Annotated in this window: 17 protein-coding genes and 1 riboswitch; of the genes, 14 read left to right on the top strand and 3 right to left on the bottom strand. The window is 65.9% G+C overall.

The genetic code is table 11. The features are described from left to right. Nucleotides 1-1,646: hypothetical protein (locus AC3A5N_RS15520; protein WP_487738224.1), on the bottom strand; the 1,646-nt coding region annotated here is incomplete at its 3' end. A gap of 227 nt (nucleotides 1,647-1,873) precedes the next feature. On the opposite strand from AC3A5N_RS15520, the gene AC3A5N_RS15515 reads away from it, so the two are divergent. Together AC3A5N_RS15515 and AC3A5N_RS15510 are read left to right on the top strand one after the other, a co-directional pair. After that, complete coding sequence (locus AC3A5N_RS15515; RefSeq protein ID WP_487738223.1) at nucleotides 1,874-3,451, top strand: DUF6119 family protein; 1,578 nt, start codon at nucleotides 1,874-1,876, stop codon at nucleotides 3,449-3,451. 123 nt (nucleotides 3,452-3,574) lie between these two features. After that, on the top strand, nucleotides 3,575-3,829 hold the full coding sequence (locus tag AC3A5N_RS15510) for a hypothetical protein (protein WP_487738222.1): 255 nt from the start codon (nucleotides 3,575-3,577) through the stop codon (nucleotides 3,827-3,829). A 332-nt stretch (nucleotides 3,830-4,161) separates the two neighbouring features. On the opposite strand, the gene uvrA is transcribed toward AC3A5N_RS15510, so the two are convergent. Then, a complete protein-coding gene (gene uvrA / locus AC3A5N_RS15505) occupies nucleotides 4,162-7,137 on the bottom strand; it encodes an excinuclease ABC subunit UvrA (RefSeq protein ID WP_487738221.1) in 2,976 nt (991 codons plus the stop codon). Between the two features lie 358 nt (nucleotides 7,138-7,495). On the opposite strand from uvrA, the gene AC3A5N_RS15500 reads away from it, so the two are divergent. The 3 genes from AC3A5N_RS15500 to AC3A5N_RS15490 all read left to right on the top strand — a co-directional run bounded on the left by AC3A5N_RS15500 (nucleotide 7,496) and on the right by AC3A5N_RS15490 (nucleotide 12,072). Further along, entirely contained in the window at nucleotides 7,496-8,923 is a 1,428-nt protein-coding gene (locus tag AC3A5N_RS15500) for an outer membrane protein assembly factor BamB family protein (RefSeq protein WP_487738220.1), read from the top strand. Nucleotides 8,924-9,126: 203 nt separating this feature from the next. Further along, on the top strand, nucleotides 9,127-9,660 hold the full coding sequence (gene thpR / locus AC3A5N_RS15495; RefSeq protein ID WP_487738219.1) for an RNA 2',3'-cyclic phosphodiesterase: 534 nt from the start codon (nucleotides 9,127-9,129) through the stop codon (nucleotides 9,658-9,660). A 141-nt stretch (nucleotides 9,661-9,801) separates the two neighbouring features. Continuing rightward, the gene (locus tag AC3A5N_RS15490; RefSeq protein WP_487738218.1) at nucleotides 9,802-12,072 is read left to right on the top strand and encodes a M3 family metallopeptidase; all 2,271 of its coding nucleotides are present in this window, start codon (nucleotides 9,802-9,804) and stop codon (nucleotides 12,070-12,072) included. A 68-nt stretch (nucleotides 12,073-12,140) separates the two neighbouring features. Here the strand turns inward: AC3A5N_RS15490 and AC3A5N_RS15485 are convergent, their stop codons facing one another. After that, entirely contained in the window at nucleotides 12,141-14,084 is a 1,944-nt protein-coding gene (locus AC3A5N_RS15485; protein WP_487738217.1) for a TonB-dependent receptor plug domain-containing protein, read from the bottom strand. A gap of 89 nt (nucleotides 14,085-14,173) precedes the next feature. Next, a riboswitch (cobalamin riboswitch) is annotated at nucleotides 14,174-14,402 on the bottom strand. Between the two features lie 253 nt (nucleotides 14,403-14,655). On the opposite strand from AC3A5N_RS15485, the gene AC3A5N_RS15480 reads away from it, so the two are divergent. The 9 genes from AC3A5N_RS15480 to lpdA all read left to right on the top strand — a co-directional run bounded on the left by AC3A5N_RS15480 (nucleotide 14,656) and on the right by lpdA (nucleotide 26,523). Further along, on the top strand, nucleotides 14,656-15,711 hold the full coding sequence (locus AC3A5N_RS15480; RefSeq protein WP_487738216.1) for a cell wall hydrolase: 1,056 nt from the start codon (nucleotides 14,656-14,658) through the stop codon (nucleotides 15,709-15,711). Between the two features lie 145 nt (nucleotides 15,712-15,856). Beyond that, nucleotides 15,857-16,195 carry a hypothetical protein gene (locus AC3A5N_RS15475; protein WP_487738215.1) on the top strand — a complete coding sequence of 113 codons (339 nt, stop codon included), beginning with the start codon at nucleotides 15,857-15,859 and terminating at the stop codon, nucleotides 16,193-16,195. A 122-nt stretch (nucleotides 16,196-16,317) separates the two neighbouring features. Further along, nucleotides 16,318-18,240 (top strand): putative bifunctional diguanylate cyclase/phosphodiesterase, encoded by a 1,923-nt coding sequence (locus tag AC3A5N_RS15470; protein WP_487738214.1) that lies wholly within the window; start codon nucleotides 16,318-16,320, stop codon nucleotides 18,238-18,240. A 279-nt stretch (nucleotides 18,241-18,519) separates the two neighbouring features. Further along, nucleotides 18,520-19,482 carry a malate dehydrogenase gene (gene mdh / locus AC3A5N_RS15465; protein ID WP_487738213.1) on the top strand — a complete coding sequence of 321 codons (963 nt, stop codon included), beginning with the start codon at nucleotides 18,520-18,522 and terminating at the stop codon, nucleotides 19,480-19,482. A gap of 95 nt (nucleotides 19,483-19,577) precedes the next feature. Then, on the top strand, nucleotides 19,578-20,468 hold the full coding sequence (gene sucD, locus AC3A5N_RS15460; protein ID WP_487738212.1) for a succinate--CoA ligase subunit alpha: 891 nt from the start codon (nucleotides 19,578-19,580) through the stop codon (nucleotides 20,466-20,468). A gap of 46 nt (nucleotides 20,469-20,514) precedes the next feature. After that, nucleotides 20,515-20,799 (top strand): GIY-YIG nuclease family protein, encoded by a 285-nt coding sequence (locus AC3A5N_RS15455; RefSeq protein WP_487738211.1) that lies wholly within the window; start codon nucleotides 20,515-20,517, stop codon nucleotides 20,797-20,799. A gap of 90 nt (nucleotides 20,800-20,889) precedes the next feature. Then, nucleotides 20,890-23,739, top strand: coding sequence for a 2-oxoglutarate dehydrogenase E1 component (locus AC3A5N_RS15450; RefSeq protein WP_487738210.1), 2,850 nt, complete (start codon nucleotides 20,890-20,892; stop codon nucleotides 23,737-23,739). Nucleotides 23,740-23,750: 11 nt separating this feature from the next. Further along, on the top strand, nucleotides 23,751-25,022 hold the full coding sequence (gene odhB, locus AC3A5N_RS15445; RefSeq protein ID WP_487738209.1) for a 2-oxoglutarate dehydrogenase complex dihydrolipoyllysine-residue succinyltransferase: 1,272 nt from the start codon (nucleotides 23,751-23,753) through the stop codon (nucleotides 25,020-25,022). Between the two features lie 97 nt (nucleotides 25,023-25,119). After that, the gene (gene lpdA, locus AC3A5N_RS15440; RefSeq protein ID WP_487738208.1) at nucleotides 25,120-26,523 is read left to right on the top strand and encodes a dihydrolipoyl dehydrogenase; all 1,404 of its coding nucleotides are present in this window, start codon (nucleotides 25,120-25,122) and stop codon (nucleotides 26,521-26,523) included. Nucleotides 26,524-26,578 lie beyond the last annotated feature (55 nt).

Raw genomic sequence — 26,578 nt, 5'->3', positions numbered from 1 at the left:
GCCTCCTCCTCCCCCGCCTCCTCCGATCCCCCGCGGAGGCGGGGGTCTCCGGCCGCCTGGTCGTCGGGTGCGGAAGGATCCTCAAGCGGAGCGCCAGCGGCCTGGGGTCCCCGCCTGCGCGGGGACTCGGGGGCGGCCTGCGCTGCCTCCTCCTCCCCCGCCTCCTCCGATCCCCCGCGGAGGCGGGGGTCTCCGGCCGCCTGGTCGTCGGGTGCGGAAGGGTCCTCGGGCGGAGCGCTGGCGGCCTGGGGTCCCCGCCTGCGCGGGGACTCGGGAGCGGCCTGCGCTGCCTCCTCTGCCTCCGCCTCCTCCGATCCCCCGCGGAGGCGGGGGTCTCGGGCCGCCTGGTCGTCGGGTGCGGAAGGGTCCTCGGGCGGAGCGCCAGCGGCCTGGGGTCCCCGCCTGCGCAGGGACTCGTCGGCCGCATGACCGCCGCCTTGCGCTCCGGCGAGGATCGCGTCGAGGCGGGCCAGGCCTTGCGCCTGCCAGGCGTCGTAGCGCGCGGCGACCTCCGCCTCGGCCGAGGCGAGCGTGTCTGCCCCGCCCTCGTCGGCCCCGCCGTCGCCAGTCTCGCCCTCGCCAGTCTCGCCCTCATCGGCGTCCCACGCGTCCCAGTCCTCGAGCTCGAACGTGTCGAGCAGGCGGTCGCGGGCGTGGGCGAGGATTTCCTCGCGCGTCGGCGGCAGGTCCGCCTGCGCGGCCGCGCCGTAGGGATCGCGCTCGCGCGCCGCCCCGGCCAGATCCTCCGCCAGATCCGCGGGCGGCGCGTGCCCGGCCAGCCCTGCGAGCAGCTCGTCGAACCGCTCGGCGCGCGCGGTGGCGGCATGGTCCTCCTCCACCCGCCGGTCGAGCCGGCCGAGGTGCGCGAGGAGCAGCCGCGCGTCGTGCCGACGCCAGGTGGCGACGTGCTCGCCGCGCACGAAGACCGGCACCTCGATGCCGTGGAGCGCGCGGGTGGCGAGCTCCGCCTCGGCCTGCGCGCGCGCGTGGACCAGCGCCGCATCCCACAACCGCTTGAAACCGGGATCGCGCCGCCGCGCGCGGTAGACGGTCTCGCGGCTCACCCCGACCCGCGCCGCCGCCGCGCGCACCTCGCCGCAAGTCGCCAGCGCATCGAGGAACCGCACCTGCCGCGCGGTATCGAACACGCGCGAATGGGCGAAGGGATCGGCCTCGGCCCCCCTGTCGCTTTGGCCCGTGTCGCCGGTATCGATCACAACCGGCGGATCGCCCGGCAGCCACCCGCCCGGCCACGGCTTGTCCCCGGGCGCGGGCCGCAGCGAGACGCCGTATTCGGCAAGCCGGGCGTCGAGTGCGCTGTCGGAAAGCCGGCGCGGCACATAAGCCCCCTCCTCTTTAGATGAGGGGGTTTGGGGGTGGTGCTTCCGGCGCCGAGCGGCCGCTGCCGCGTCCGCCACCACCCCTTGATCCCCTCCGCTGAAGAGGAGGGGAGAGGCGGTCTCGGCGGGGTTCACGGCAGGCTCCACCTCCCACCCCCGCCCCGCCGGATGCCTGAGCCCGCGCGCCAGCCAGTCCTGCGTGGGGACGCCGCGACTTCCCCCCTCCCGCTCGCGGGAGGGGGCGGAGCCGGGATCATCGGGAATGTCGCCGGGGAGCGTAAAGCGGTCGAAGGATCGGTCGGACATCGGCTCTACTCCTTATGGAACAAAGGGAGAACTGAACCTTTATGCAGAAAGGGGGCGTGTAGGAAAATGGTTTCTCCGCTTCGGCTGCGTAACGAGCGCCTAGCCGCAGAGCTAAGTGCTTATCCGTACAATCCATCCGAACTTCGAACCCTACTCAGTGAGGGGAAAGAGCGGATTTGCTATTATGATATTTTCAGGGCAGCATAGATACCTGGGGGGATGGGATCATGGCGAAGAAACCTTTGCGCCGCTTAAGCATATGGCGCCTTAAGACTGGCTTGAACTTTGACGATGCTGTCGCTGACACTGCGGTCGCACTTCAGGCTCACGAGATACAACTCAACGGAGCGGCGGCCACTCGCCTTCTAACAAAGCAATCGCCCTCGCGAGTCCCGGAGTGGGTCAACTTCCTACGCGAGGGGCGTGCAGGACTGGCGCCACTTCAAACACAGTCCGCAGCAGCGCTGTTGCTCATCACTATAGATCAGAGAGTATTCGCTTTAACCTTCGGATCAGCTCGCTTTTGGATCAACAAAGAAGCTATCGATCGGCGATTTGGCATGATGGTTACCCTTAATGCGGTTGACGAGAACTCATTGCGGAGTCTCGACCGCGAAGAGTTCGAGTCCTTGCAAAAGAAGACGCGAACACAGACTTCGTTACAATCCGATATGGGGCAGTTCGGAATAGATGTTCAACGCGACCTCTTAAAATCGGTCACTGGCAAGCCTGCAGACCGAGAGTTGGCAGAGCAGATGTCAGGAAGTGATAGTCTAGTCACCTCAATGAGAATCGACTTTTCTGATCTACCTCAGAAACTTAGAGCTCTAAATGCGCTAGCAGAATCTAAGGATTACCGACAGAAGGGGTATGATTGGGTAGATCATTTTCATCGGATCACGGACCCTGCTGTGATTACAAACCTACAAAATACGTTGGTTGCAGATATTATTGCTAGGAATTTTGAGAACATTTTTCTTTCGCCGCCTACCACAGTTGATTTTCAGGAACACATAGGATTTCTGTATCCGAAGGAGCGGGAGAGATCCTCTGAGAAACACCCCGATTTACGTATAGAAGACTACGTATCGCGGGTAGGTGTAGAAAAAATAAGCATCTCCAAGCTCAAGTCCGACCAAATTCGTCACTATAGTGATAGGGATGATTTCGTATCGGACAAATTCTCCGTTTATAATTCTATTATCTACGAGAAACGAGAACCTGATTTTCTTTATGTCCTTACAGGCGGAGACTTTTATCGTATTGACAACGCGCACGTTATCGCTGTGGAAAGTGATTTAAGTTCCATTCCTCATTGCCAAATTAACTTACCGGATGCGTTATCCGGCGAAATCGAGAAGGACTATAACGAACGGGTATGCAACGGCGCCCCCGATCAGTTCTGGCTGCTTGATCGCAAGAACGTGTCGTACGGCGGCAAATACAGCAAGATAGAAGTTTGTGATATCCTCACAAACGACGGCAAATTCATCCACGTTAAGCCGAAGATAAAATCTTCTACCTTGAGCCATCTTTTCAATCAAGGCTTGGTTTCCGCACAGTGCTTGAAAGACAGTCGCTTTAGAGAGAAAGCTGCTGAAAAATGCGATCCTCCGTTTCGAGATATTTTCGAGGGAGAGGTCGTCCCAGGCAATCATGAAATAGTTTTTGCGATAATATCGACTGCGCCTGGCGATATAAGGACAGCCCTTCCGTTCTTCAGCAAACAAAGCCTGATTAACGCAGCAGCGACTATATCAGGTCTGGGCCATCCGGTCTGCATTACCAAGATTGGTGTGGAATAATTCACTCGGCGCCTCGCTGGGAGCATACGATGTCCATTCAAAGCATGCCTCTACGGAAACTTCTTCAGCTAATGTACGCTGACCCGGGTCTCCGTACATCAAAACTTCGCGAAGACATCCGCAATGATCTGGGACGTCAACGCGGAGATGATGTCGGAGGGCCAGATTTCTACTCGCCGTTCTGGAAGTCAGCTAAGGATCATGTATTTGGAGTTGCTGATCTTCGGACGGCGGTTGATGCCCATATTGCCGCAAACCCTCGGCGACGAAATCTATACCCTCGGTTGCGGGATGGATTTCTCTTGTGGTGGAACGAACGTCGCAGGTGGACTAATCAACCATTCACTCAAGCCACAACCATCAAAGGAAACTACTTAAACACACGCCTCGGCGTAACCGCAAAGATCGGCAACGTCCTGTGTGTTCAAGATGGAAATTCCGAAGATCACTTTATTTACCCGTACTTTTCCGCTGACCCTAGGCTTAACGAGGAAGCAGCTCGGGTTGGTCTTTGGGTTCTTCAGCAGGCATTCCCGCAAGTTCCCCCAAATGAGCTTCGGATTTTAGATGTGGTTAGAGGCAGCAACTACTCGCTTCAAATGGTACCTCTACGTGGCGATGAGCAGTCGGTCTTCGAAAGTCGGATCGAATGGCTGATGAGCGAGTGGGACCGATTAAGGGCAGAGTATGAATAGCTCCCCGCGGTCACGTTATCCCTTCTCCAGCATCGGCTTCAAATACCGCCCCGTATAGCTCGCCGGCGTCGCCGCCACCTCCTCCGGCGTCCCCTGCGCCACGACCTCCCCGCCCCGCACGCCGCCGCCCGGGCCGAGGTCGAGGATGTGGTCGGCGGTCTTGATCACGTCGAGGTTGTGCTCGATCACCACCACCGAGTTGCCCTGGTCCACCAGGCGGTGGAGCACTTCGAGGAGCTTGCGGACGTCCTCGAAATGGAGGCCGGTGGTCGGCTCGTCGAGGATGTAGAGGGTCTGGCCGGTGCTGCGGCGGCTGAGTTCCTTGGCGAGCTTCACCCGCTGCGCCTCCCCGCCCGAGAGCGTGGTCGCCTGCTGGCCGACCTTGACGTAGCTGAGGCCCACTTCGTTCAGCATGTGCATCTTGTCGCGGATCGGGGGGACGGCCTTGAAGAACTCCTCCGCATCCTCGATCGTCATGTCGAGCACGTCGGCGATCGAGAGGCCCTTGAACTTCACCTCCAGCGTCTCGCGGTTGTAGCGCTTGCCGTGGCATTCCTCGCACGTGACGTAGACGTCGGGCAGGAAGTGCATCTCGATCTTGATCAGCCCGTCGCCGTGGCACGCCTCGCACCGGCCGCCCTTGACGTTGAAGCTGAAGCGGCCCGGCTTGTAGCCGCGCGCCTGGCTTTCCGGCAGGCCGGCGAACCAGTCGCGGATCTGGGTGAAGGCGCCGGTGTAGGTCGCCGGGTTGGAGCGCGGGGTGCGGCCGATCGGCGACTGGTCGATCTCGATCACCTTGTCGCAGAATTCGAGGCCGGTGACCTTGTCGTGCGGGCCGGCGATCACGCGCGCGCCGTTCAGCGCGCGGGCCGCGGCGGCGTAGAGCGTGTCGATGGTGAAGCTCGACTTGCCCGAGCCGGAGACGCCGGTGACGCAAGTGAAGGTGCCGAGCGGGATCGAGGCGGTCACGTCGCGCAAGTTGTTCGCGCGGGCGCCGTGGACGGTGAGCTTGTGCCGGTTGCCCTTGCGGCGCTTGGCCGGGACCGCGATCTCGCGCCGGCCGGTGAGGTAGTCCGCGGTGAGCGAGCCCTTGGCCTTGAGGATCTGCTTGAGCGTGCCCTGCGCGACGACCTCGCCCCCGTGGACGCCGGCGCCGGGGCCGAGGTCGACCACGTGGTCGGCGGCGCGGATCGCGTCCTCGTCATGCTCGACCACGATCACCGTGTTGCCGAGATCGCGCAGGCGCTTGAGGGTTTCGAGCAGCCGGTCGTTGTCGCGCTGGTGGAGGCCGATGCTCGGCTCGTCGAGCACGTAGAGCACGCCCGAGAGGCCGGAGCCGATCTGGCTGGCGAGGCGGATGCGCTGGCTCTCCCCGCCCGAGAGGGTGCCGGAGGTGCGGTCGAGGTTGAGGTAGTCGAGCCCGACGTTGTCGAGGAAGCCGAGGCGCTCGTTGATTTCTTTCAGGATCGCGCGGGCGATCTGCGCCTGGGTCTCGCTGAGCTGGCTCTCGAGGTTCAGGAACCAGCCCTTGGCGTCGGCGACGCTCATCTTCGTTGGGGTGGCGATGTCGGTCGGGCCGTCGCTGCTGGGGACCTTCACCGCCAGCGCCTTCTCGTTGAGGCGCTTGCCGCCGCAGGTCTCGCACGGCTGCGCGGTCTGGAACTTGCTGAGCTCCTCGCGCATCCACGCGCTCTCGGTCTGGAGCATGCGGCGGTTGAGGTTGCCGATCACCCCCTCGAACGCCTTGTTGACCGTGTACTGCTTGCGCCCGTCCTTGAAGGTGAGCGGGACCGCGCGGCCCTTGGTGCCGAACAGGATGATCTCGCGGTGTTCGTCGGAGAGCTCGTTCCACGGGGTGGTCAGGTCGAAGCCGAACTCCGCCGCGAGGCTGGCGAGGACCTGCATGTAGTAGGGGCTCGGCGGGTTGGACTTGGCCCAGGGCACGACGGCGCCCTGCTTGAGCGTCAGCGCCTCGTTCGGCACGACGAGCTGCGGGTCGAACAGCTGCTTCTCCCCCAGCCCGTCGCACGTGGCGCAGGCGCCCTGCGGCGCGTTGAACGAGAACAGCCGCGGCTCGACCTCCTCGATCGTGAAGCCGGAGACCGGGCAGGCGAAGCGTTCGGAGAAGACGATGCGGTTGGGCGGGAGGCCGGCGCCTTTGAGCTTGCCGCCTTCCTGAGTCCCCGCGAAGGCGGGGACCTCGTGCGATGGCGCGCCTTCGCCTGAGGCCCCCGCCTTCGCGGGGGCTCGGGATAGTTCAGCCACCGTCGTGTCCGCCAGGTCGACATAGGCCAGTCCGTCCGCCAGCTTGAGCGCCTGCTCGAAGCTGTCGGCCAGCCGGGTCTCGATCCCCTCGCGCACCGCCAGCCGGTCGACCACCACCTCGATGTCGTGCTTGTACTTCTTGTCGAGCGCCGGGGCCTGCTCGATCTCGTACATCTCGCCGTCGATGCGGACGCGGGTGAAGCCGGCCTTCTGCCATTCGGCGAGTTCCTTGCGGTACTCGCCCTTGCGCCCGCGCACGACCGGGGCGAGCAGGTAGAGCCGCGTGCCCTCCGGCAGGGCCATGACCCGGTCGACCATGTTGGAGACGGTCTGCGCCTCGATCGGCAGGCCCGTGGCGGGCGAGTACGGCACGCCGACGCGCGCCCAGAGCAGGCGCATGTAGTCGTAGATCTCGGTCACCGTCGCGACGGTCGAGCGCGGGTTGCGGCTGGTCGTCTTCTGCTCGATCGAGATCGCGGGGCTGAGGCCGTCGATATGCTCGACGTCCGGCTTCTGCATCATCTCGAGGAACTGGCGCGCATAGGCGCTGAGCGATTCGACGTAGCGCCGCTGCCCTTCGGCATAGATCGTGTCGAACGCGAGGCTCGACTTGCCCGAGCCGCTGAGCCCGGTGATCACGATCAGCGCATCGCGCGGCAGATCGATGTCGATGCCCTTGAGGTTGTGCTCGCGCGCGCCGCGCACGGATATTGTCGTGAGAGCCATGGAGCATCTGTTCCGGAAATGTTCGCTTGGGTCAATAGGCAGGAAATGGGCGGACAACAGAACAATCCGCCGCCCTGCCGCGATACTGGCCATGTGGTTCCGGAGCTGCGATTTACAAGCGGAGCGCGAATGCGGTTTTGCTTGCACGTGAAGGTGGTTCATGCTGATTTGATCAGATCCAGGGGGATCTTCGGGGGGTCAAATGAGAGGCGTTGGATTCGGCGCCGCGGTTGCCGCGGCGGTGTTGGTGAGTTCCTGTGGCGGCGGGGACGGGAGTTCGAGCCCTCCTCCGACTGGCGGGCCCGCTCCGATCCCCACGCTGACAGTGTCTCTCTCGCAGCCCTCGGTGGATGTTGCGGTGGACGAGGGTACGAGCGCCAGCTTCGGCTTCACTGCGAATTACGCCGGCGATCCTGGCGGCACAGTCGTGGCCGACGTGGACGTTGGCGGGCGGCGCTACACGCTCGATGGCGAACCGACGGCAAGCGGAAAGTCGTACACGGTGAACCTCGCGACAGTTCCATTTCCCGCTGGGGGAGCGACCACATCGCAGGTGACCTTCAGGCTTTGCACCACCGCTTCCTGTTCGACGGTCTATCCTGGGTCGACCAAACAATTTACGGTCAATCTCGACGTCAAAGTCAAAGACTGGGCCACCTTCCAACGAAACAATGCCCACACCGGCTACGTGCCCGTCCGATACGATGTCGAGGATTTCGAGAAGGCCTGGGAATATCAGGACGAATTCGGCGAGGGCCGTATCCGTCCTCCGGCAGCCGCTCGTGGAATCGTGCTAACCGTTGCCGCCCGCGATGGAGGCATAGCCTACAACGGCACTGCACGGCTCAAGGCGTTCGACGCGGCAACCGGAGCGCTCCGTTGGACCTACGACATGGGCGATCAGTTTCATTCGAGCGGACCTTCGCTGTCCGGAAATCTGGTGCACGTCACGTCAATGGTTTCCTCCAGCAGTACCAATCCGCAATGGGTGTTCGATTTGGCGACCGGGGCATTCAAGAACCAGATGCACTTCGCGGCGCAGTGGACCGACTTCAACCAACCGGCTGCCGATGGGAAAAATGTATATATCGCGGCGGGCGACACCGGGGGCGTCGTGTATGGCTACGACGCTTTAGCCGGCACCAAGGTATGGGAGACGACGCGAACCGGCGGCATGGTATGGGGCGGCCAGAGCATGGCGCTCGATGACACGTACGCCTACTATTATTCCGGGGTCGCGCTCGATCAGATCAGTCGTGCAACGGGCGCAATCGTCAGAAGTATCGCCGATCCCTACTACGAACAGCGTGTCTATGATTACGAATCCGGTCCCGTGCTCGACGGTGAGGACAACGTCTATCTGTTCTCTTCCGACAAGGGCTTCACGGACCGGAACCATATCATTGGGATGTCGCTGGCAAGCGGCACCGTTCTGTGGCGTTCCGCGGCGGAGTACACGGCGGCATTCGCGTACAAGGATGGGGTGATTTACGCAGTGCGGCAGGATGCCCACGTACTGTCAGCCATCAATGCCGCCTCAGGCGATGTCATGTGGTCGACCCGGTTACCAGGTTCGGATCCACTTCTCGGCAACGTGATCGTGACCGAGAATCTCGTGTTCGCATCGTCCGGTACCCAGACCTGGGCCGTCGATCTCAAGCAGACCAGTCATCCTGTGGTCTGGGAGGCACCGACCGGCGGCCGCCTGGCGATCACGCCCGACAATTATCTGCTGACGACGGGTGCTAGGGGAACAAGCAAGCTGACGGCCTATCGCCTGTTTTGATGACCTGGTCGCGCTTGGCAGTTCAGGTGGTAACCGGCATTTGGCTGGCGTTGCGTGAGGGCCCACCCCGCTGCGACTAACCTCGCCTCGGCTCGGTAAGTCTCGCACCCCTCCCGCTTGCGGGAGGGGTTGGGGCTGGGCTGGGCTGAAATGAGCCAACCGCCACGGATGCGGCTCCGCTCGCGAGCTGTTAAAGCCGCCCCATGCACCGCCTGTTCGCCGCCCTGCCCTTGCCGACCGAGGTGACCGACGGTCTGCTCGATACCATGGATGGGATCGACGGGGCGCGGTGGCAGGGGGAGGAGCAGCTTCATGTGACCTTGCGGTTCGCAGGCGAGCTCGATCCACGGCAGGGGGAGGATCTGGTTACGGCGCTTGCGCGGGTCGACGGGGAGCCGTTCGATCTCGAGATCCGCGGCGCGGGGCATTTCGAGCGCAAGGGGCGGCCGCATACGCTGTGGGCCGGGATCGCGCCGAGCGAGCCGCTGGCCGTGCTCCAGCGGCGGGTCGAACGGGCGTGCCGTGCGGCGGGTCTGCCGCCGGAGACGCGCAAGTTCGTCCCGCACGTCACGCTCGCCCGGCTCAACAGTGCGAGCGGGCCGATCGGCGGCTGGCTGGCGGACCATGCGCTGCTTGCGCTGGGACCGTGGCGGGTGGAGAGCTTCGCGCTCTACGAGAGCCGGCTGACGCCCTACGGTTCCGATTATGAGCGGCTGGAGGACTTTGCGCTCCGCTGAACGCGCGGCCACGTGCCGCCCGCTGCCCCCGTGCAAGCCCTTGCATTCGCCATCAATCTCCGGTTCAAGCGGCCGCAGGAAGATTCCATCGCATGTCAGGCACATCATGCCGGTGCCGTTCGAAACGAGATTGGAGAGACGATGAAGGCCCACATTCTGGCCACCACCGCCATTGCGTTCGCGCTCGCGGGTTGTTCGACCATGCAGGAGGGTAACGTGCAGTCCGCCAGCGATAGCTCGCCCGCAGCCGCCGCCGACATTCCCGAGGCAACCGGCTATTTCGCGCAGCCGAGCACGCTGCCGCTCCACGCGCCCGACTTCACCAAGATCCAGGACAGCGATTTCAAGCCCGCATTCGAGCAGGCGATGATGATCCACAGCGCCGAGATCGAGGCGATCAAGACCAATCCCGAGGCGCCGACGTTCGAGAACACGATCGTCGCGCTGGAAACCTCCGGCAAGATGCTGAACCGGGTCGCGACCGTGTTCTTCGCGCTGACCGGGGCCAACACCAACGACACGCTCGACGCGGTCCAGGCCGAGATGGGGCCGAAGCTGTCGCAGCATTCGGACGCGATCGTGCTCGACCCCGTGCTGTTCGAGCGGGTCAAGGCGGTCTACGACAACCGCGCCGCCCAAGGAAGTTCGGGGAGCATGACGCCCGAAGACGCCAAGCTGCTCGAGGAAACCTACGAGCAGATGGTCCACGCCGGCGCACAGCTGACGCCGGCGCAGAAGGAACAGGTCAAGGCGATCAACTCGAGCCTGTCCGAGCTGACCACCGAGTTCTCGCAGAAAGTGCGCGAAGCGACCGTGGCCGGCGCGCTGGTGGTCGACGATCCGGCGGAGCTCGCCGGTCTGTCCAAGGCCGAGATCGACGCCGCGGCCAAGCTCGCCGTCGAGCGAGGTCTGCCCGGCAAGTACGTGATCGCGCTGCAGAACACGACCCAGCAGCCGCTCCTGCCCGAGATGGAGAACCGCGCCGCGCGCGAGAAGCTGTTCATGAACAGCGTCCACCGGGCCGATCGCGGCGGTGAGAACGACACGCGCACGCTGCTGGCCGAGATCGTCGAGCTGCGCGCCAAGAAGGCGGCGCTGTTCGGCCAGCCCGACTGGGCGAGCTACGTCATGTACGACCGCATGGCGGAGAACCCGAAGACGGCGCTCGACTTCATGCAGCAGATGGTCCCCGCCCTTGCCGCGACGCAGCGGCGCGAGGCGGCGATGCTCAACGAGCAGATCAAGGCCGAAGGCGGCGATTTCGAGGTCCAGCCGTGGGACTGGTACCGCTACGCCGAGAAGGTCCGCAAGGCGAAGTACGACATCGACGAGAATGCGGTGAAACCGTATTTCGAGATCACCAGCGTGCTCGAGAACGGCGTGTTCTATGCGGCCAACAAGCTCTACGGCCTGAGCTTCAAGAAGCGCACGGACCTGCCGGTCTATCACCCCGACGTCACGACCTACACGGTCTATGACGCCGACGGCAGCGAGCTCGGGATCTTCTACTTCGACCCCTACCAGCGCCCGAGCAAGCGCGGCGGGGCGTGGATGAGCAACTTCGTCGAGCAGAGCCATCTCTACGGCACCAAGCCGGTGATCTACAACGTGCTCAACATCCCCAAGGCGGCCGAGGGCGAGCCGCAGCTGGTGAGCTTCGACAACGTCAACACGATGTTCCACGAGTTCGGCCACGCGCTGCACGGCTTCTTCGCGGATCAGAAGTACGCCTCGCTCTCGGGCACGGCGACGGCGCGCGACTTTGTCGAGTACCCGAGCCAGGTGAACGAGCTGTGGGCGACTTATCCGGAAGTGCTGCGCAACTATGCCAAGCACTACCAGACCGGCGCGACGATCCCGGCCGAGCTGATCCAGAAGATCGAGGCGGCGGCGAAGTTCAACCAGGGCTACGACTTCGGCGAAGTGGTCGAGGCCGCGCTGCTCGACATGAAGTGGCATGCGCTGACGCCGCAGCAGGCCGCGGCGATCGACACGCCCGAGGAAGTCGACGCGTTCGAGCGCCGGTCACTGGAGGAGCTGGGGCTGGAAGTCGACCTGGTGCCGCCGCGCTACCGCTCGAGCTACTTCAACCACATCTTCTCGAGCCCCGCGGGCTACAGCGCCGGGTACTATTCGTACCTGTGGACCGAGATGCTCGACCGCGACAGCCGCAAGTGGTTCCTCGAGAACGGCGGCCTGACGCGGGCGAACGGCGACCACTACCGCAAGACCGTGCTCAGCCGCGGCGGGACGATGAACTACTTCGAGATGTTCGAGAACTTCGCCGGCCGCCAGCCGGACGTGACTCCGATGCTCGAAGCGCGCGGCCTCGTCGGCAACGATCCGACGGCGGAACCGGGCACGTCCGACGGCCCGCTGCCGCCCGAAACGACGGGTGACAACGCCGACTGATCGGCCGTTTTCTCTACGGAGCAGAATTCAGCGCCCGGCCTCCCGCGAGGCCGGGCGCTTTTTCATGGTCAGAACCGCGCGCGGGCGCCGATGTAGGCGCTGCGGCCGGGCGTGCCGTAGCCGGCGGCGGTCTGGTAGTCGGTGTCGAACAGGTTCTCGACCCGGCCGAACAGCTCGAACCGCTCGCCGAAGGGCAGCGAGGCGCGCACCGAGGCGAGCGCGTAGCCGTCGAGCGGGGTGGTGTTGGTCGCGTTCTCGAACGAGTCGCTGACCATCCGCACGTCGCCGCCGATCGTGAAGTCGTGGAGCGGAGTGCGCCAGTCGGCGGACAGGGTCAGCGCATGGTGCGGGCGCCGGGCGAGGACGTTGCCCTGGTTCGCCGACCCCGCCGTGCGGTTCTCGGTGTCGACGTAGGCGTAGACCGCGCGGGTGGTCACCCGGTCGGACGGGCGCGCGCCGAGCTCGACCTCGATGCCTTCCGCGCGGACGCGGTCGGTGTTGTCGTAGTAGCCGAACGGCCGCTCTACGCAGAACGGGTCAGTGCCTTCGAAGCAGCTCACGAACTCGATCTGGTCGCGCGCGTCGCGACGGAAAGCGGTGAGCGCGCCGTAGAAGCGGGACTTCGTCAGCGAGCGGTCGCCGTGGACCAGGCCGATGTCGTAGCTGGTGCTGCGTTCGGGCTGGAGCGCCTCGTTCCCGTAGTCGGAATAGAGCTGGTAGAGCGTCGGCGCCTTGAAGCCCTCGCCCACGCTGGCGCGCAGGCGCAGGTCGCGGGTCAGGGCGTAGCTGATGTCGCCGCCGAAGCTCGTCTCGCTGCCGAAGCGCGCGTGGTCGTCCAGCCGCACGCCGGCATGCGCCGCGAGCGGGCCCATCTCGATGCCGAGCTGGGTATAGGCGCCGAAAATGCGCGTGGTCCGGCGCTCCTCGGCGGAGGTGCTGAAGGCCTCCCACTCGTTCTCGGCGCCGAAGTTGACCAGCAGCGGACCGATCGGGCGCCACTCGCCGCGAACTTCGGCCCGGTCCGAATGGCCGTCGCTGGAGAAGGTCGGTTCGTCCGAGGCTGGATTGCGGTTCACCCGCTCGGTGTCGGCGAAGGAGTAAGCGGCGCTGACGAACAGCGGCCCGGTGTCGTAGATAGCGCCCGCGGAGGCCGAATACTGGCGGGTGTGCTGCGTATCTGCGGTATCGCCAATGCCGGAGAAGTCCGGCAGGTAGCCATCGAGGTCGAGGTCGCCTTCGGCCCAGCGGCCGCGTGCGAAGATCTCGAAGCTGGGCGAGAGATAGAGCCGGCCCTGCCCGCTGGCGGTCCACTGCTCGAACCCGTCGGCCTCGGTGCCGTTCGCGGCCTGCGAGAAGCCGTCGGTGGTGTAGTAGCTGGCCGAGGCGCCGATGAAGCCGAGGTCGCCTCCGAGCCCGCCCGAGACCGCGCCCGTGGCGGTGTCGCGCGAACCGTATTCGGCGCTCGCCTGAAGCCCGCTTTCGGCGCGGGTCGAGGCGACGATCACGCCGCCGATCGCGTCCGAGCCCCAGATCGTGCTGTTCGATCCGCGCAGCACCTCGATCTTGGCGAGGTTGCTGGTGAGCAGGTTGCCGAAGTCGAACGCGCCGCCGGGCGAGGCCGGGTCGGCCACCCGCACGCCGTCGATCAGGACGAGAAGCTGCTCGCCCTCCGCACCGCGCAGGCCGACGTTGGTGACCGCGCCGACGCCGCCGTCGCGGCTGACGACGAGGCCGGGCACGCGCTCGAGCACCCGCGTCAGGTCGGCGCCCTGGATGCTCCGGATCTCCTCCTCGCCGATCACGGTGACGGCCTGGCCGGTATCCTCGATCTCGATCCGCGTGCCGGTGGCGGTGACGGTGATCTCCGTCTCTTCCGGCCGGAAGTCGGCGAAGGGATCGGCCGAGATCTTGGGCGTCCGAGGTTCGGACGTCGCTTCCTCGCCGCTCTCCTGCGCCTGAAGCGGCGCGGTGAGCGCCACGAGACTTGCACCGATAATCAAGTAATTACGCATGTATCCTCCTGTCACGAACGAAATGCCGCTCATGACGGAGCGAGGGCACACGCCCTCCCCGCTTGCTTCCGGTACACCCCGCCCGGCAGCGCGAACGACCGTCATCGGCAGGTCTCCTGGCTCCCGGATCATAGCGGCCCGCTCCGCCTTCCCGGCCGTCCGAGGGACGATGCCAGTGGCGCGTGGGAGCGGGCGCTCCCCGGTCACAGTTGCGGGGGCAGCGGGGGCCCCTGGAGACTTGCTCCATACCCCCTTCCCTCTTCGGTCCGCCCTCCCTTGCGAAAGGGCAGGCGGACAACCCATGACGTGGGCGCGCACTAGCGGGGCTCTCCCAAAGCGGCAAGACGCATCGCGAGAAGCAAATATTCAGCATCCCGATTAACCGGCGCTTGCGATCTGTACCGCCAAGGGACGCCCGCGACGGGGCGGTCGAAGCGCGCCTTCGCTGCTGATACGCGCTGGCCGCGCGCCCGCATTGCCTCTCGAATCAAGGACAGCCGTGACCCCTGCCCCCGCTTCCGCTGCGAGATTCCGCACGCGCCGCAAGCCGGCGACGCCGTGGGCGCGCCTCATGCGGCGCCTCAGCGGACGGCGGATCCTGGCGCTGGCCGCGGCGATCGGCGTGCCGGCGATGGCGGCGCCCGGCGACTGGACTGCGTTCGGCGAACCGGCCGCCGCGCTGACCCAGGCGGAGGCGGTCCAGCCGCTCGCCTACGAGCGCGCGGGGCAGAACTTTCCCGGTTCCGCCTTCTACTTCCTCGAGGACGCGCCGCGCGTCGACTATGCCCTGCCCGAGAACGCAGCCACGCTCTACGACCCGACGGGCACCGGTGACGGCGTCGCCGCCGAACTGGCCGCCGCGCGGGTCGCGGGGCCTGCCGCCGCGGCATTCCGGCTGACCGGCACCGGCATCGACAAGGCACGCGCCCTGCACTGCCTGGCGAGCGCGGTTTATTACGAGGCGGCGAGCGAAGCGATCGGCGGGCAGCGCGCAGTAGCGCAAGTCGTGCTCAACCGCGTGGCCCACCCGAGCTATCCGAACAGCGTGTGCGGCGTGGTGTTCCAGGGATCGGAGCGCAAGACCGGCTGCCAGTTCACCTTCACCTGCGACGGTTCGCTCGTGCGCAAGCCGATGAAGGCGGCGTGGGAGCGGGCGCTGACGGTCGCGCAGCAGGCGCTGGCGGGCGAAGTCTACCAGCCGGTCGGCCTGGCGACCCATTACCACACGATCTGGATCAACCCGTACTGGGCCCCGAGCCTCGACACCGTCGGCACGATCGGCGCGCACCGCTTCTACCGCTGGCGCGGCGCGGCGGGGCGGCCCGCGGCGTTCACCGCCAGCTATCGCGGCGCCGAGCCGGCGGCCGCGCCCCATCCGCGCTCGTCCGCGCCGGAACCTGCCGCAGCGGCCGATCCGGTGGCGCTCGCCCGCGCCTATGAGCAAGCGCGGACCAGCGCGGCGGCGGCGAGCCCCGGAACCACCGCTCGTGCGCCGGCTCCCGACTATGCGCCCCCGGTCGAGGCGCGCGGCGGCGACGCGGCGTTCACCGCGGGCAACCTGCCTTCCGGCGGCACGATCCGGCCCGAATACGCCAATAGTGGGCGGTGGATCGCACAGCCGAACTGACCGGCTCGCCGGCTCGGCAGGCCAAATCTTAAGACCCCGGAAACCTTAGCGCCAAACGGTCGCTTAGGGGCTGGCGCCCTAGTTCCATCGCAAGTCGCAACCGGCACCGCCCCCCGGCGGGAGCCTGATGGAAGGCCCCCTTCGCATGACATTCCATTTCGCAGCATCGCGCTCTGCCGCGAATTCGCCGCTCGCGCGGATTCTTCAGCGCCGCAGAGCCGCCCCCGCTGCGAACGACAACAGCACGTCCGACGGTAACGACCACATGCTGCACGCGGCGCTGCGGCACTTCGCGCGCCACGGCCTCGGCGCCGCGCGCGAGGCGCGCAGCCAGGCGGAGCGCGCCTTCTTCGCCGGCGACCGCGAAAGCTACGACTGGTGGCTGGGCGTCTGCCGCGCGCTCGACGCGCGGATCGCGCGGTCGCTCGAGAACATGGCTCGCGACGGCACCGCGCCGGTCCTGTGCCCGGCATCGGACGGCTGAGCCGGTGCCGGCGGCGGCTTGCACACCAGGCGGTAAGCCGCGCGTTAACTATACAGTGACCACTTCCGGCTAAGCCCGCGCACATGGCGAGCAGCGATCCCGGGGGGAAGGCCTTCAGCGCCTTGTCCTATTTCGAGAGGGGCGACGCGTTGTCGGAACGCGTGCGCCGCACGCTGGTCCGCACGCTCTACACCCAGCCAAGCAGCCTTGCTGCCGGTGCGGCGAGCGGCATCGTCTCGTCACTCGTCGTCGCCTACGTCAGCGATTCCGCGATCATGTACGTGCTCACCGTGGCGCTGTGCATCGTCGCGCTGGCGCGCGTGATACTCGCCTTCAGCCATTCGCCCGAGAGCGAGACGAGCACGTCCGAGCTGGAGATCGTCTACGAAGTCGGCGCGTTCACCTACTCCCTCCTGCTGGGCACCGCCGCCGCCGCCGCGCTGATTCTGCGCGTGCATCCGGAAGCCGAAGTGCTGATCGCGGTCAACGCCATCGGGTACGGCGTCGCCATCTGCGCCCGCAATGCCGGGCGCCCGGTGATCGCGATCGGGCAGCTCGTGCTCGTCTGCCTGCCGATGGTCGCGGCGTGCCTCTACCTGGGCACGCTGTCGTTCATCGTGTTCGCGATCACCATCCTGCTGATGATCCCGGCCATGGCCGCGATCACGATGAGTGTGTTCAAGGTGCTGCGCGACAATATCGCCGCGGCCGAGACCAGCGCCCGCCTGGCGGAGAAGATGCAACAGCTCGCCCGGACCGACGCGGTGACCGGCCTCGCCAACCGCGCGGGGCTCAACCATTCGATGGTCGAAACGCTGATGGACCTGCCCGACGGGCAGATGATGGGCATGATCTGGATCGACCTCGACCGGTTCAAGGAAGTGAACGACCTGCTCGGCCATCCGGTCGGCGACCGCCTGCTGCAGACCGTGGCGAAGCGGCTGCAGGAGATCACGCCCGCCGGCTCCATCGTGGCCCGCTTCGGCGGAGACGAGTTCATCGTCTTCTGCGAAGTCGAAAGCCGGTCCGACTGCATGCGGCTGGCAAGCGAGGTCCATGCCGAGATCATGCGCCCGGTGCGGATCGACGGGGAGCGGCTCGAAATCGGCGCCTCGCTCGGCGTCGCGATGCTGCCAGAGGACGGGGCCGACGCCGACAGCGTGATGCAGGCGGCCGACCTCGCGCTCTACCACGCCAAGGTCAACGGCCGGCGCCAGACCTGCTTCTTCGACGCCGCGATGAGCCGCGATCTCGCGCGCCGCCGCGAGGTGGAGGCGGAACTGCGCGGCGCGATCCAGAAGAATGAGCTGTCGATCTTCTTCCAGCCGATCGTCGACCTTTCGACCGGGCGCATCCGCACGTTCGAGGCGCTGGTGCGCTGGTTCCACCCGAAGAAGGGCGAGATGCGGCCCGACGAGTTCATTCCCGTGGCCGAAGAGACCGGCGTGATCGTCACGCTCGGCAACTGGATCACCGCGCAGGCCGCCCGCGCCGCGGCGCAGTGGCCGGCGGACGTGACGCTCGCGGTCAATCTCTCGCCGCTGCAGATCAAGGCGCCGGGCGCGGCGCTCGGAATCATCAACGCGCTGCGCGAGGCCGGGCTCGACCCCGCCCGGCTCGAGCTGGAAGTGACCGAGAGCCTGTTCCTCGACGACAGCGAGGCGACCGACGAGTTCATCAGGGAGCTGTCTGAGCGAGGGGTGCGCTTCGCGCTCGACGACTTCGGCACCGGCTATTCCTCACTCGCCTACGTCAACAAGTATCCGTTCCGGAAGATCAAGGTCGACCGCAGCTTCGTGTCCGGCCCCGACGTGTCGCGGCGGACCGAGGCGATCATCCGTGCGGTCGCCGAAATGGGCGCGCAACTCGACATGGAGATCGTCGCCGAGGGGCTGGAGACGATCGAGCAGGTCACCGCCGTGCGCGAGGCGGGCTGCACGCTCGGCCAGGGCTACTACTTCAGCCGCGCGGTGCCGGACTATCTGGCGGCGATGCTGCTGGCGCAGGAGCGCGACGAGGAGCTGTTGCGCAGGACCGCCTCCTGACGCTCGGTGCAGGAGCAGCCGGGAACCGGAACCGCAACGATCGATTGGTGTACGATGGCTGGCGAACGCCGGGCTATCGGTCTATTTCAATCCCTTATCGCAAATGCGAACCAATCGCAAAGATAGTTCTGTGTGCGGGATCTTTCACGGTTGCAATCGACAATCACGGGGCCTAGGTCGCTTGCCGTTCAACCGGCGCGGCTTCCTCGCGGGACACGGGGCTGCGCGTACTACGGCCAGGCATGACGTCCCGCGCATTGGAAGGACACACGCTCAGCCATGGCTCGCAAGAAGATCGCCCTCGTCGGCGCCGGTATGATCGGCGGCACTCTCGCCCACCTCGCAGCGATGAAAGAGATGGGCGACGTCGTCCTGTTCGACATCGCCGAGGGCATGCCCGCGGGCAAGGCGCTCGACCTCAGCCAGGCGGGTCCGGTCGAAGGCTTCGACGCGAACCTCAAGGGCACGAGCGACTACAAGGACATCGCCGGCGCCGACGTGGTGATCGTGACCGCCGGCGTGCCGCGCAAGCCCGGCATGAGCCGCGACGACCTGCTCGGCATCAACCTCAAGGTGATGAAGGCGGTCGGCGAAGGCATCAAGGCCAACTGCCCCGACGCTTTCGTGATCTGCATCACCAACCCGCTCGACGCGATGGTCTGGGCGCTGCGCGAGTTCTCCGGCCTGCCGCACAACAAGGTCGTGGGCATGGCCGGCGTGCTCGATAGCGCGCGCTTCCGCCACTTCCTCGCCGAAGAGTTCGACGTCTCGATGGAAGACGTCACCGCCTTCGTGCTCGGCGGCCACGGCGACACCATGGTGCCGGTGCTCGAGTACTCGACCGTCGCCGGCATCCCCGTGCCCGACCTGATCAAGATGGGCTGGTCGACGCAGGAGAAGATGGACGCGATCGTCCAGCGCACCCGCAGCGGCGGCGGCGAGATCGTCCAGCTGCTCGGCAACGGCTCGGCTTACTACGCGCCGGCGACCAGCGCGATCCAGATGGCCGAGAGCTATCTCAAGGACAAGAAGCGCGTCCTCCCCTGCGCCGCGCACCTGACCGGCCAGTACGGCGTCGACGGCCTCTACGTCGGCGTGCCGATCGTGATCGGTGCCAACGGCGTCGAGCGCGTGGTCGAGATCCCGCTGGACGACGAGGCCAAGGCCGGCTTCCAGAAGAGCGTCGACGCGGTCAGGGAACTGCTGGTAGCGTGCAAGGGCATCGACGAGAGCCTGAAGTAATTCGTGAGTCCCCGCGAAGGCGGGGACCTCAGTCGGCCTCGCGCCAGTCTGCCTGAGACCCCCGCCTTCGCGGGGGATCGGAAAGGAAAAAATCAATGAGCATCCTCGTCGACAAGAACACCAAGGTCATCACCCAGGGCATGACCGGTGATACCGGCACGTTCCACACGCAGCAGGCGCTCGATTACGGGACGCAGATGGTTGCGGGCGTGACGCCGGGCAAAGGCGGCACCGAGCATATCGGGCTGCCGGTCTACAACACCGTCGCCGAGGCGAAGGCCGCGACGGGCGCGACCGCGAGCTGCATCTACGTGCCGCCGCCGTTCGCCGCGGACTCGATCCTTGAAGCGATCGATGCCGAGGTCGAGCTGATCGTCGCCATTACCGAGGGCATTCCGGTGCTCGACATGGTGCGCGTCAAGCGCGCGCTCGACGGCAGCAAGAGCCGCCTGATCGGCCCGAACTGCCCCGGCGTGCTGACCCCCGGCGAGTGCAAGATCGGCATCATGCCGGGCTCGATCTTCAAGAAGGGCTCGGTCGGCGTCGTCAGCCGCTCGGGCACCCTGACGTACGAGGCCGTGCACCAGACCACGCAGGTCGGCCTCGGCCAGACCACCGCGGTCGGCATCGGCGGCGACCCGGTCAACGGCACCAACTTCATCGACGTGCTCGACCTGTTCCTCTCCGACGACGCGACCAAGTCGATCATCATGATCGGCGAGATCGGCGGTTCGGCCGAGGAAGAAGCGGCCGAGTTCATCGCGCACCAGGCGAAGAAGGGCCGCAAGAAGCCGATGGTCGGCTTCATCGCCGGCCGCACGGCCCCTCCCGGCCGCCGCATGGGCCACGCCGGCGCGATCGTCAGCGGCGGCCAGGGCGGCGCCGACGACAAGATCGCCGCGATGGAAGCCGCGGGCATCCGCGTCTCCCCGTCGCCGAGCGAACTCGGCACGACGCTGGACGCGATGCTGAAGGAACTGGCATAACCCGAGTCCCCGCGAAGGCGGGGACCTCAGGCCGCCCGGCTGACGGATGAGACCCGGCTATGTCTACATTCTCACCAACAAGCCGATGGGCGTCCTCTACATCGGAGTCACCGACGATCTGGCAAATCGTGTCGAGCAGCATCGCTCAGGCGCGGTCTCGAGTTTTTCGAAGCAGTACAATTGCCACCGGCTGGTCTGGTTCGCGGAATTCGAGAACATTCACGATGCCCGCTCGTTCGAACGGCAAATGAAGAAATGGAATCGCGCGTGGAAAGTGGCTCGGATCGTCGAAATGAACCCGGAGTGGCGCGATCTGGCGGGCGACTTGTGACCGTATGCAGCTGGCCTGAGATCCCCGCCTTCGCGGGGAGTCGAAAATTGCCTGAGGCCCCCGCCTTCGCGGGGGCTCACGGAGATTCAAATGGGTAACGAGAGCCACGATTTTCTCCCCGAACTTTCCGATCAGGGAGGGCCGCAGCCGGGGCCGAGCTGGGACAATCCCCGCTGGCCGCTGACCGGGATCGATTCCGAGAGCGACCTGATCCAGGCGCTCGACCCGACGACGATGAAGATCGCGGTCAAGGCCGCGGCCGAGAAGGCGGGCAAGCCGACCGATCCCAAGGCGATCGAGGAAGCGGCGGCGGATTCGATCCGCGCCATGCTGCTCATCCGGCTCTACCGCGTGCGCGGGCACCTGGCGGCGGATCTCGATCCGCTCGGCCTCAGCAATCGCGAGCTGCCCGAGGATCTGCGGATCGAGTGGCACGGCTTCGCCGGGCAGGACGACAAGGAAGTCTACGTCGGCGGGCTGATGGGCCGCGACTGGCTGAAGGTCGGCGAGCTCGCGGAGATTCTGCGCTCGAGCTACTGCGGCAAGGTCGGCCTCGAATACATGCACATCGCCGACGTCGAGGAACGGCGCTTCCTGCAGGAGAAGTTCGAAGGGCCGGAAGACGTCATCCAGTTCACGCCGGAGGGCAAGCGCGCGATCCTCGCCGCCGTGGTCCGCGGCGAGCAGTACGAGGCGTTCCTCGCCAAGAAGTACGTCGGCACCAAGCGCTTCGGCCTCGACGGCGGAGAATCGATGATCCCGGCGCTCGAAGCGGTCATCAAGTACGGCGGTCAGTCGGGCGTGCGCGAGATCATCTACGGCATGGCCCACCGCGGCCGGCTGAACGTGCTCGCGAACGTCATGGGCAAGCCCTACAAGGTGATCTTCCACGAATTCTCCGGCGGCAGCGCCAATCCGGAGGATGTCGGCGGATCGGGCGACGTGAAGTACCACCTCGGCACCAGCACCGACCGCGAGTTCGACGGCATCGACGTGCACATGAGCCTCGTGCCCAACCCCTCGCACCTCGAGGCGGTGGACCCGGTCGTGCTCGGCAAGACCCGCGCCCAGCAGGCGATCCGCGACGACCTGAAGAAGCACGAGCAGGTCCTGCCCGTACTGATCCACGGCGATGCGGCCTTCGCCGGCCAGGGCATCGTGTGGGAATGCTTCGGCTTCTCCGGCGTCGCCGGCTACAACACCGGCGGCTGCATCCACTTCGTCATCAACAACCAGATCGGGTTTACGACGAGCCCCAAGTTTGCGCGCTCCTCGCCCTACCCGTCCGACGTTGCCAAGGGCGTCCAGGCCCCGATCCTGCACGTCAACGGCGACGATCCGGAGGCGGTGACCTTCGCCTGCAAGCTGGCGGTCGAATACCGCCAGCGCTTCGGCCGCGACATCGTGATCGACATGTGGTGCTACCGCCGCTTCGGGCATAACGAAGGCGACGAGCCCAAGTTCACCCAGCCGCTGATGTACGATGCGATCAAGAACCATCCGAAGGTCAGCGAGATCTACGCTGCGCGGCTGGTCGAGCAGGGCGTGATCGACGAAGGCGAGCGCGACAAGCTGAGCGCCGAATTCGTCGATACGCTGGAGCAGGAGTTCGAAGCGGCCAAGAGCTACAAGCCCAACGAGGCGGACTGGTTCGGCGGCCGCTGGACCGGGCTCAACAAGCCGGCCGATCCGGAAACCGCGCGCCGCAACATCGACACCGGCGTGGAGCGCAAGCTGTTCGACAGCCTCGGCCGCACGCTCACCGGCGCGCCTGAGGATCTGACGATCCACAAGACACTCGGCCGCGTGCTCGATGCCAAGCGCAAGATGTTCGAAAGCGGCCAAGGCTTCGACTGGGCGACTGCGGAGGCGCTCGCGTTCGGCAGCCTGGTGACCGAAGGCTTCGGCGTGCGCCTGTCCGGCCAGGATTCGGGCCGCGGCACGTTCAGCCAGCGCCACGCGGTCTGGGTCGACCAGACCGACGAGCGCAAGTACATCCCGCTCACCCAGCTCCCGCACGGCAAGTTCGAGGTCTACGACAGCCCGCTGAGCGAATACGGCGTGCTCGGCTTCGAATACGGGTTCGCATCGGCCGACCCGAAGACGCTGGTGCTGTGGGAAGCGCAGTTCGGCGACTTCGCCAACGGCGCGCAGATCACGATCGACCAGTACATCGCCGCGGGCGAGGTCAAGTGGCTGCGCGCGAACGGGCTCGTGATGCTGCTGCCGCACGGCTACGAAGGCCAGGGGCCGGAGCATTCCTCCGCTCGCCTCGAGCGGTTCCTGCAGCTCTGCGCGAACGACAATATCCAGGTGTGCAACATCACCGTGCCGGCGAACTACTTCCACGTCCTGCGCCGGCAGATGAAGCGCTCGTTCCGCAAGCCGCTGATCATCATGACGCCCAAGTCGCTGCTGCGGCACCCGATGGCCAAGAGCAGCGCGGACGAGTTCCTGGGCGAAAGCCACTTCCGCCGCATCGTCAGCGACACGGCGGATATCGCCGACGAGACAATCCGCCGCCTCGTGCTATGTTCGGGCAAGGTCGCCTACGACCTGATCGAGAAGCGCGACGAGGAAGGGCTGGACGATGTGTCGATCGTGCGAATCGAGCAGCTCTATCCCTTCCCCGGCGAAGCGCTCGCGCTGCGTCTCGGCCGGATGACCAATCTCGAAGATGTGATCTGGTGCCAGGAGGAGCCGAAGAACAATGGCGCCTGGTTCTTCGTCGAGAGCCAGATCGAGGAAGCGCTCGCATCTGCCGGGCATCAGGGCATGCGGCCGCGCTATGCCGGGCGCGAGGTCGCGGCCTCCCCCGCAACCGGGCTCGCCAAGCGGCATGAGGAGCAGCAGCGCTGCCTCGTCTCGATGGCGCTCGGACTGAACGATGGCGGCGAGGCCGCGCGCAATGGCAAGACTGCCGGCAAGAAGAAGGCTTGAGGAACGCGAATATGGCCAGCGAAGTCAAAGTCCCCACGCTCGGTGAATCGGTCACCGAAGGCACGATCGGCGAGTGGCTGAAAAAGCCCGGCGATGCGGTGAAGGTCGACGAGCCGATCGTCAGCCTCGAGACCGACAAGGTCGCGGTCGAAGTCCCCTCGCCCGTCGGCGGCATCCTGGGCGAACAGAAGTTCGCCGTGGGCGATACGGTCGAGGTCGGCGCGGTGATCGCCGTGATCGAGGACGACGTGGCTGCGGGTGAGAGCACCAAGGTCGAACCGCGGCAGGAGAAGGCTCCCGAACAGCCGGCGGAGGAGAAGGCGGACAAGCCCGCCCCCGCGCCCGCCGCTGCCAAGGAAGCTGCCCCGGTCGATACGCAGACGCTGTCCCCCGCGGTGCGCCGCGCAGTGCTGGAGCATGGGGTCGATCCGACGACCATCAAGGGCACGGGCAAGGACGGCCGCCTGACCAAGGAAGACGTGCTCGCCGCCGCCGAGGCCAAGAAGGGCGGCGCGGACACGATCGACGACGCCGCGCCGGCGCAGGCGAAGATCGACATTCCTGCCCCCGCGGCCGAAGGCGAGCGGCGCGAGGAGCGCGTCAAGATGACGCGGATGCGCCAGACGATCGCCAAGCGGCTGAAGAGCGCGCAGGAGAACGCGGCGCTGCTCACGACCTTCAACGACTGCGACATGAGCGCGGTGATCGAGGCGCGCGAGAAGTACAAGGACCTGTTCGCCAAGAAGCACGATATCAAGCTCGGCTTCATGGGCTTCTTCGCCAAGGCCGCGTGCCTCGCGCTGAAGGACGTGCCTTCGGTCAACGCCTATATCGAAGGCGACGAGATCGTTTATCACGACTACGTCGACATTTCGGTGGCGGTCAGCGCGCCCAACGGGCTCGTCGTGCCGGTGGTGCGCGACGCCGACCGCAAGGGATTCGCCCAGATCGAGAAGGACATCGCCGACTTCGGCAAGCGCGCCCGCGAAGGCACGCTGACGATGGACGACATGAAGGGCGGCACCTTCACCATCTCCAACGGCGGCGTGTTCGGCAGCCTGATGTCGACCCCGATCATCAATCCGCCGCAGAGCGCCGTGCTCGGCCTGCATCGGATCGAGGACCGTGCCGTCGTGGTCGATGGCGAGATCGTGGTGCGCCCGATGATGTATATCGCGCTCTCCTACGATCACCGCCTGATCGACGGCCGCGAGGCCGTGACCGCGCTGAAGATCATGAAGGAAGCGATCGAGGATCCGACGCGGATGCTGATCGATTTGTAATCGCTCACGTCGTCCCGGGACGAGCCGGGATCGCGTGCGGCAATGCTGGACCTAGCGGCCAGCGATCCCGGCTTTCGCCGGGATGACGGAGTTGGAAATGGCTGACCAGAACTACGACTACGACGTCCTTGTTATCGGTGCCGGACCCGGCGGCTATGTCGCGGCGATCCGAGCGGCGCAGCTCGGGCTGAAGACGGCCTGCGCGGAGAGCCGCGACACGCTTGGCGGCACCTGCCTCAACGTCGGCTGCATTCCTTCGAAGGCGATGCTCCACGCGAGCGAGTATTTCGATGCCGCGGCGAACGGCGCGATGGCGAAGATGGGCGTCGAGGTCAGTCCCAAGCTGAACCTCGATGCGATGCACGGTCAGCGCCAGGACGCGGTCAAGCAGCTCACCGGCGGGATCGAGTTCCTGTTCAAGAAGAACAAGGTAACCTGGCTCAAGGGCCGCGCCGCGTTCGAGGATGCGCACACCGTGAAGGTCGGCGATGAGACGGTGACGGCGAAGAACGTCGTAATCGCCACCGGCTCCTCGGTGACCGAGCTCAAGGGCGTCGAGGTCGACAACGACAAGGGCGTGGTGGTCGACAGCACCGGCGCGCTCGAGCTCGCCAAAGTGCCCAAGAAGATGGTCGTGATCGGCGGCGGCGTAATCGGGCTGGAACTCGGCTCGGTCTGGCGCCGCCTCGGCGCCGAGGTCACCGTGGTCGAATTCCTCGACCAGCTCCTCCCCGGCATGGACGGCGACGTGCGCAAGGAAGCGGCCAAGATCTTCAAGAAGCAGGGCATGGAACTGCGCCTCTCGACCAAGGTCACCGGCTGCACGGTCAAGGGCAAGAAAGCGACGCTGACGCTCGAACCCGCGAACGGCGGCGACAGCGAGACGCTGGAGGCCGACTGCGTGCTCGTCTCGATCGGGCGGCGGCCGAACACCGAGGGACTCGGGCTCGATGCGATCGGGCTGGAGCCGAACCAGCGCGGCCAGATCGAGACCGACCATGATTTTCGCACGAAGGTCGACGGCGTCTGGGCGATCGGCGACGTTATCCCCGGCCCGATGCTGGCGCACAAGGCCGAGGACGAAGGCATTGCGGTCGCGGAGAACATCGCCGGGCAGACCGGCATCGTGAATCACGCGGTGATCCCGAGCGTCGTCTACACCTGGCCCGAGATCGCCGGCGTCGGCCTGACCGAGGAACAGGCGAAGGAGAAGGGCGAGGTCAAGGTCGGCAAGTTCCCGATGCTCGCCAACAGCCGCGCCAAGACCAACCACGAGCCCGAGGGCTTCGTGAAGGTGATCGCCGATGCCGAGACGGACCGCGTGCTCGGCGTGTGGTGCATCGCCAGCGTCGCCGGCACGATGATCGCGCAGGCCGCCCAGGCGATGGAATTCGGCGCCACCAGCGAGGACATCGCCTACACCTGCCACGCTCACCCGACGCACAGCGAGGCGATCAAGGAAGCGGCGATGGCGGTGACCGGCAAGCCGATCCATATGTAACCGGCAGCACGGTTCCGGCGCAGGCGTTCGTTTCGCGCTGGAACCGAACGCCGGC

It is taken from the genome of Pelagerythrobacter sp. Soil_C_18 (assembly GCF_057657235.1).
This window is presented reverse-complemented; position numbering and strand designations above follow the sequence as displayed.

Coding starts and splice junctions, on each gene's coding strand:
- AC3A5N_RS15515 (WP_487738223.1), top strand. CDS start 1,874: ATGGCGAAGAAACCTTTGCGCCGCTTAAGCATATGGCGCCTTAAGACT.
- AC3A5N_RS15510 (WP_487738222.1), top strand. CDS start 3,575: ATGATCTGGGACGTCAACGCGGAGATGATGTCGGAGGGCCAGATTTCT.
- uvrA (WP_487738221.1), bottom strand. CDS start 7,137: ATGGCTCTCACGACAATATCCGTGCGCGGCGCGCGCGAGCACAACCTC.
- thpR (WP_487738219.1), top strand. CDS start 9,127: ATGCACCGCCTGTTCGCCGCCCTGCCCTTGCCGACCGAGGTGACCGAC.
- AC3A5N_RS15490 (WP_487738218.1), top strand. CDS start 9,802: ATGAAGGCCCACATTCTGGCCACCACCGCCATTGCGTTCGCGCTCGCG.
- AC3A5N_RS15485 (WP_487738217.1), bottom strand. CDS start 14,084: ATGCGTAATTACTTGATTATCGGTGCAAGTCTCGTGGCGCTCACCGCG.
- AC3A5N_RS15480 (WP_487738216.1), top strand. CDS start 14,656: ATGCGGCGCCTCAGCGGACGGCGGATCCTGGCGCTGGCCGCGGCGATC.
- AC3A5N_RS15475 (WP_487738215.1), top strand. CDS start 15,857: ATGACATTCCATTTCGCAGCATCGCGCTCTGCCGCGAATTCGCCGCTC.
- mdh (WP_487738213.1), top strand. CDS start 18,520: ATGGCTCGCAAGAAGATCGCCCTCGTCGGCGCCGGTATGATCGGCGGC.
- sucD (WP_487738212.1), top strand. CDS start 19,578: ATGAGCATCCTCGTCGACAAGAACACCAAGGTCATCACCCAGGGCATG.
- AC3A5N_RS15455 (WP_487738211.1), top strand. CDS start 20,515: ATGAGACCCGGCTATGTCTACATTCTCACCAACAAGCCGATGGGCGTC.
- AC3A5N_RS15450 (WP_487738210.1), top strand. CDS start 20,890: ATGGGTAACGAGAGCCACGATTTTCTCCCCGAACTTTCCGATCAGGGA.
- odhB (WP_487738209.1), top strand. CDS start 23,751: ATGGCCAGCGAAGTCAAAGTCCCCACGCTCGGTGAATCGGTCACCGAA.
- lpdA (WP_487738208.1), top strand. CDS start 25,120: ATGGCTGACCAGAACTACGACTACGACGTCCTTGTTATCGGTGCCGGA.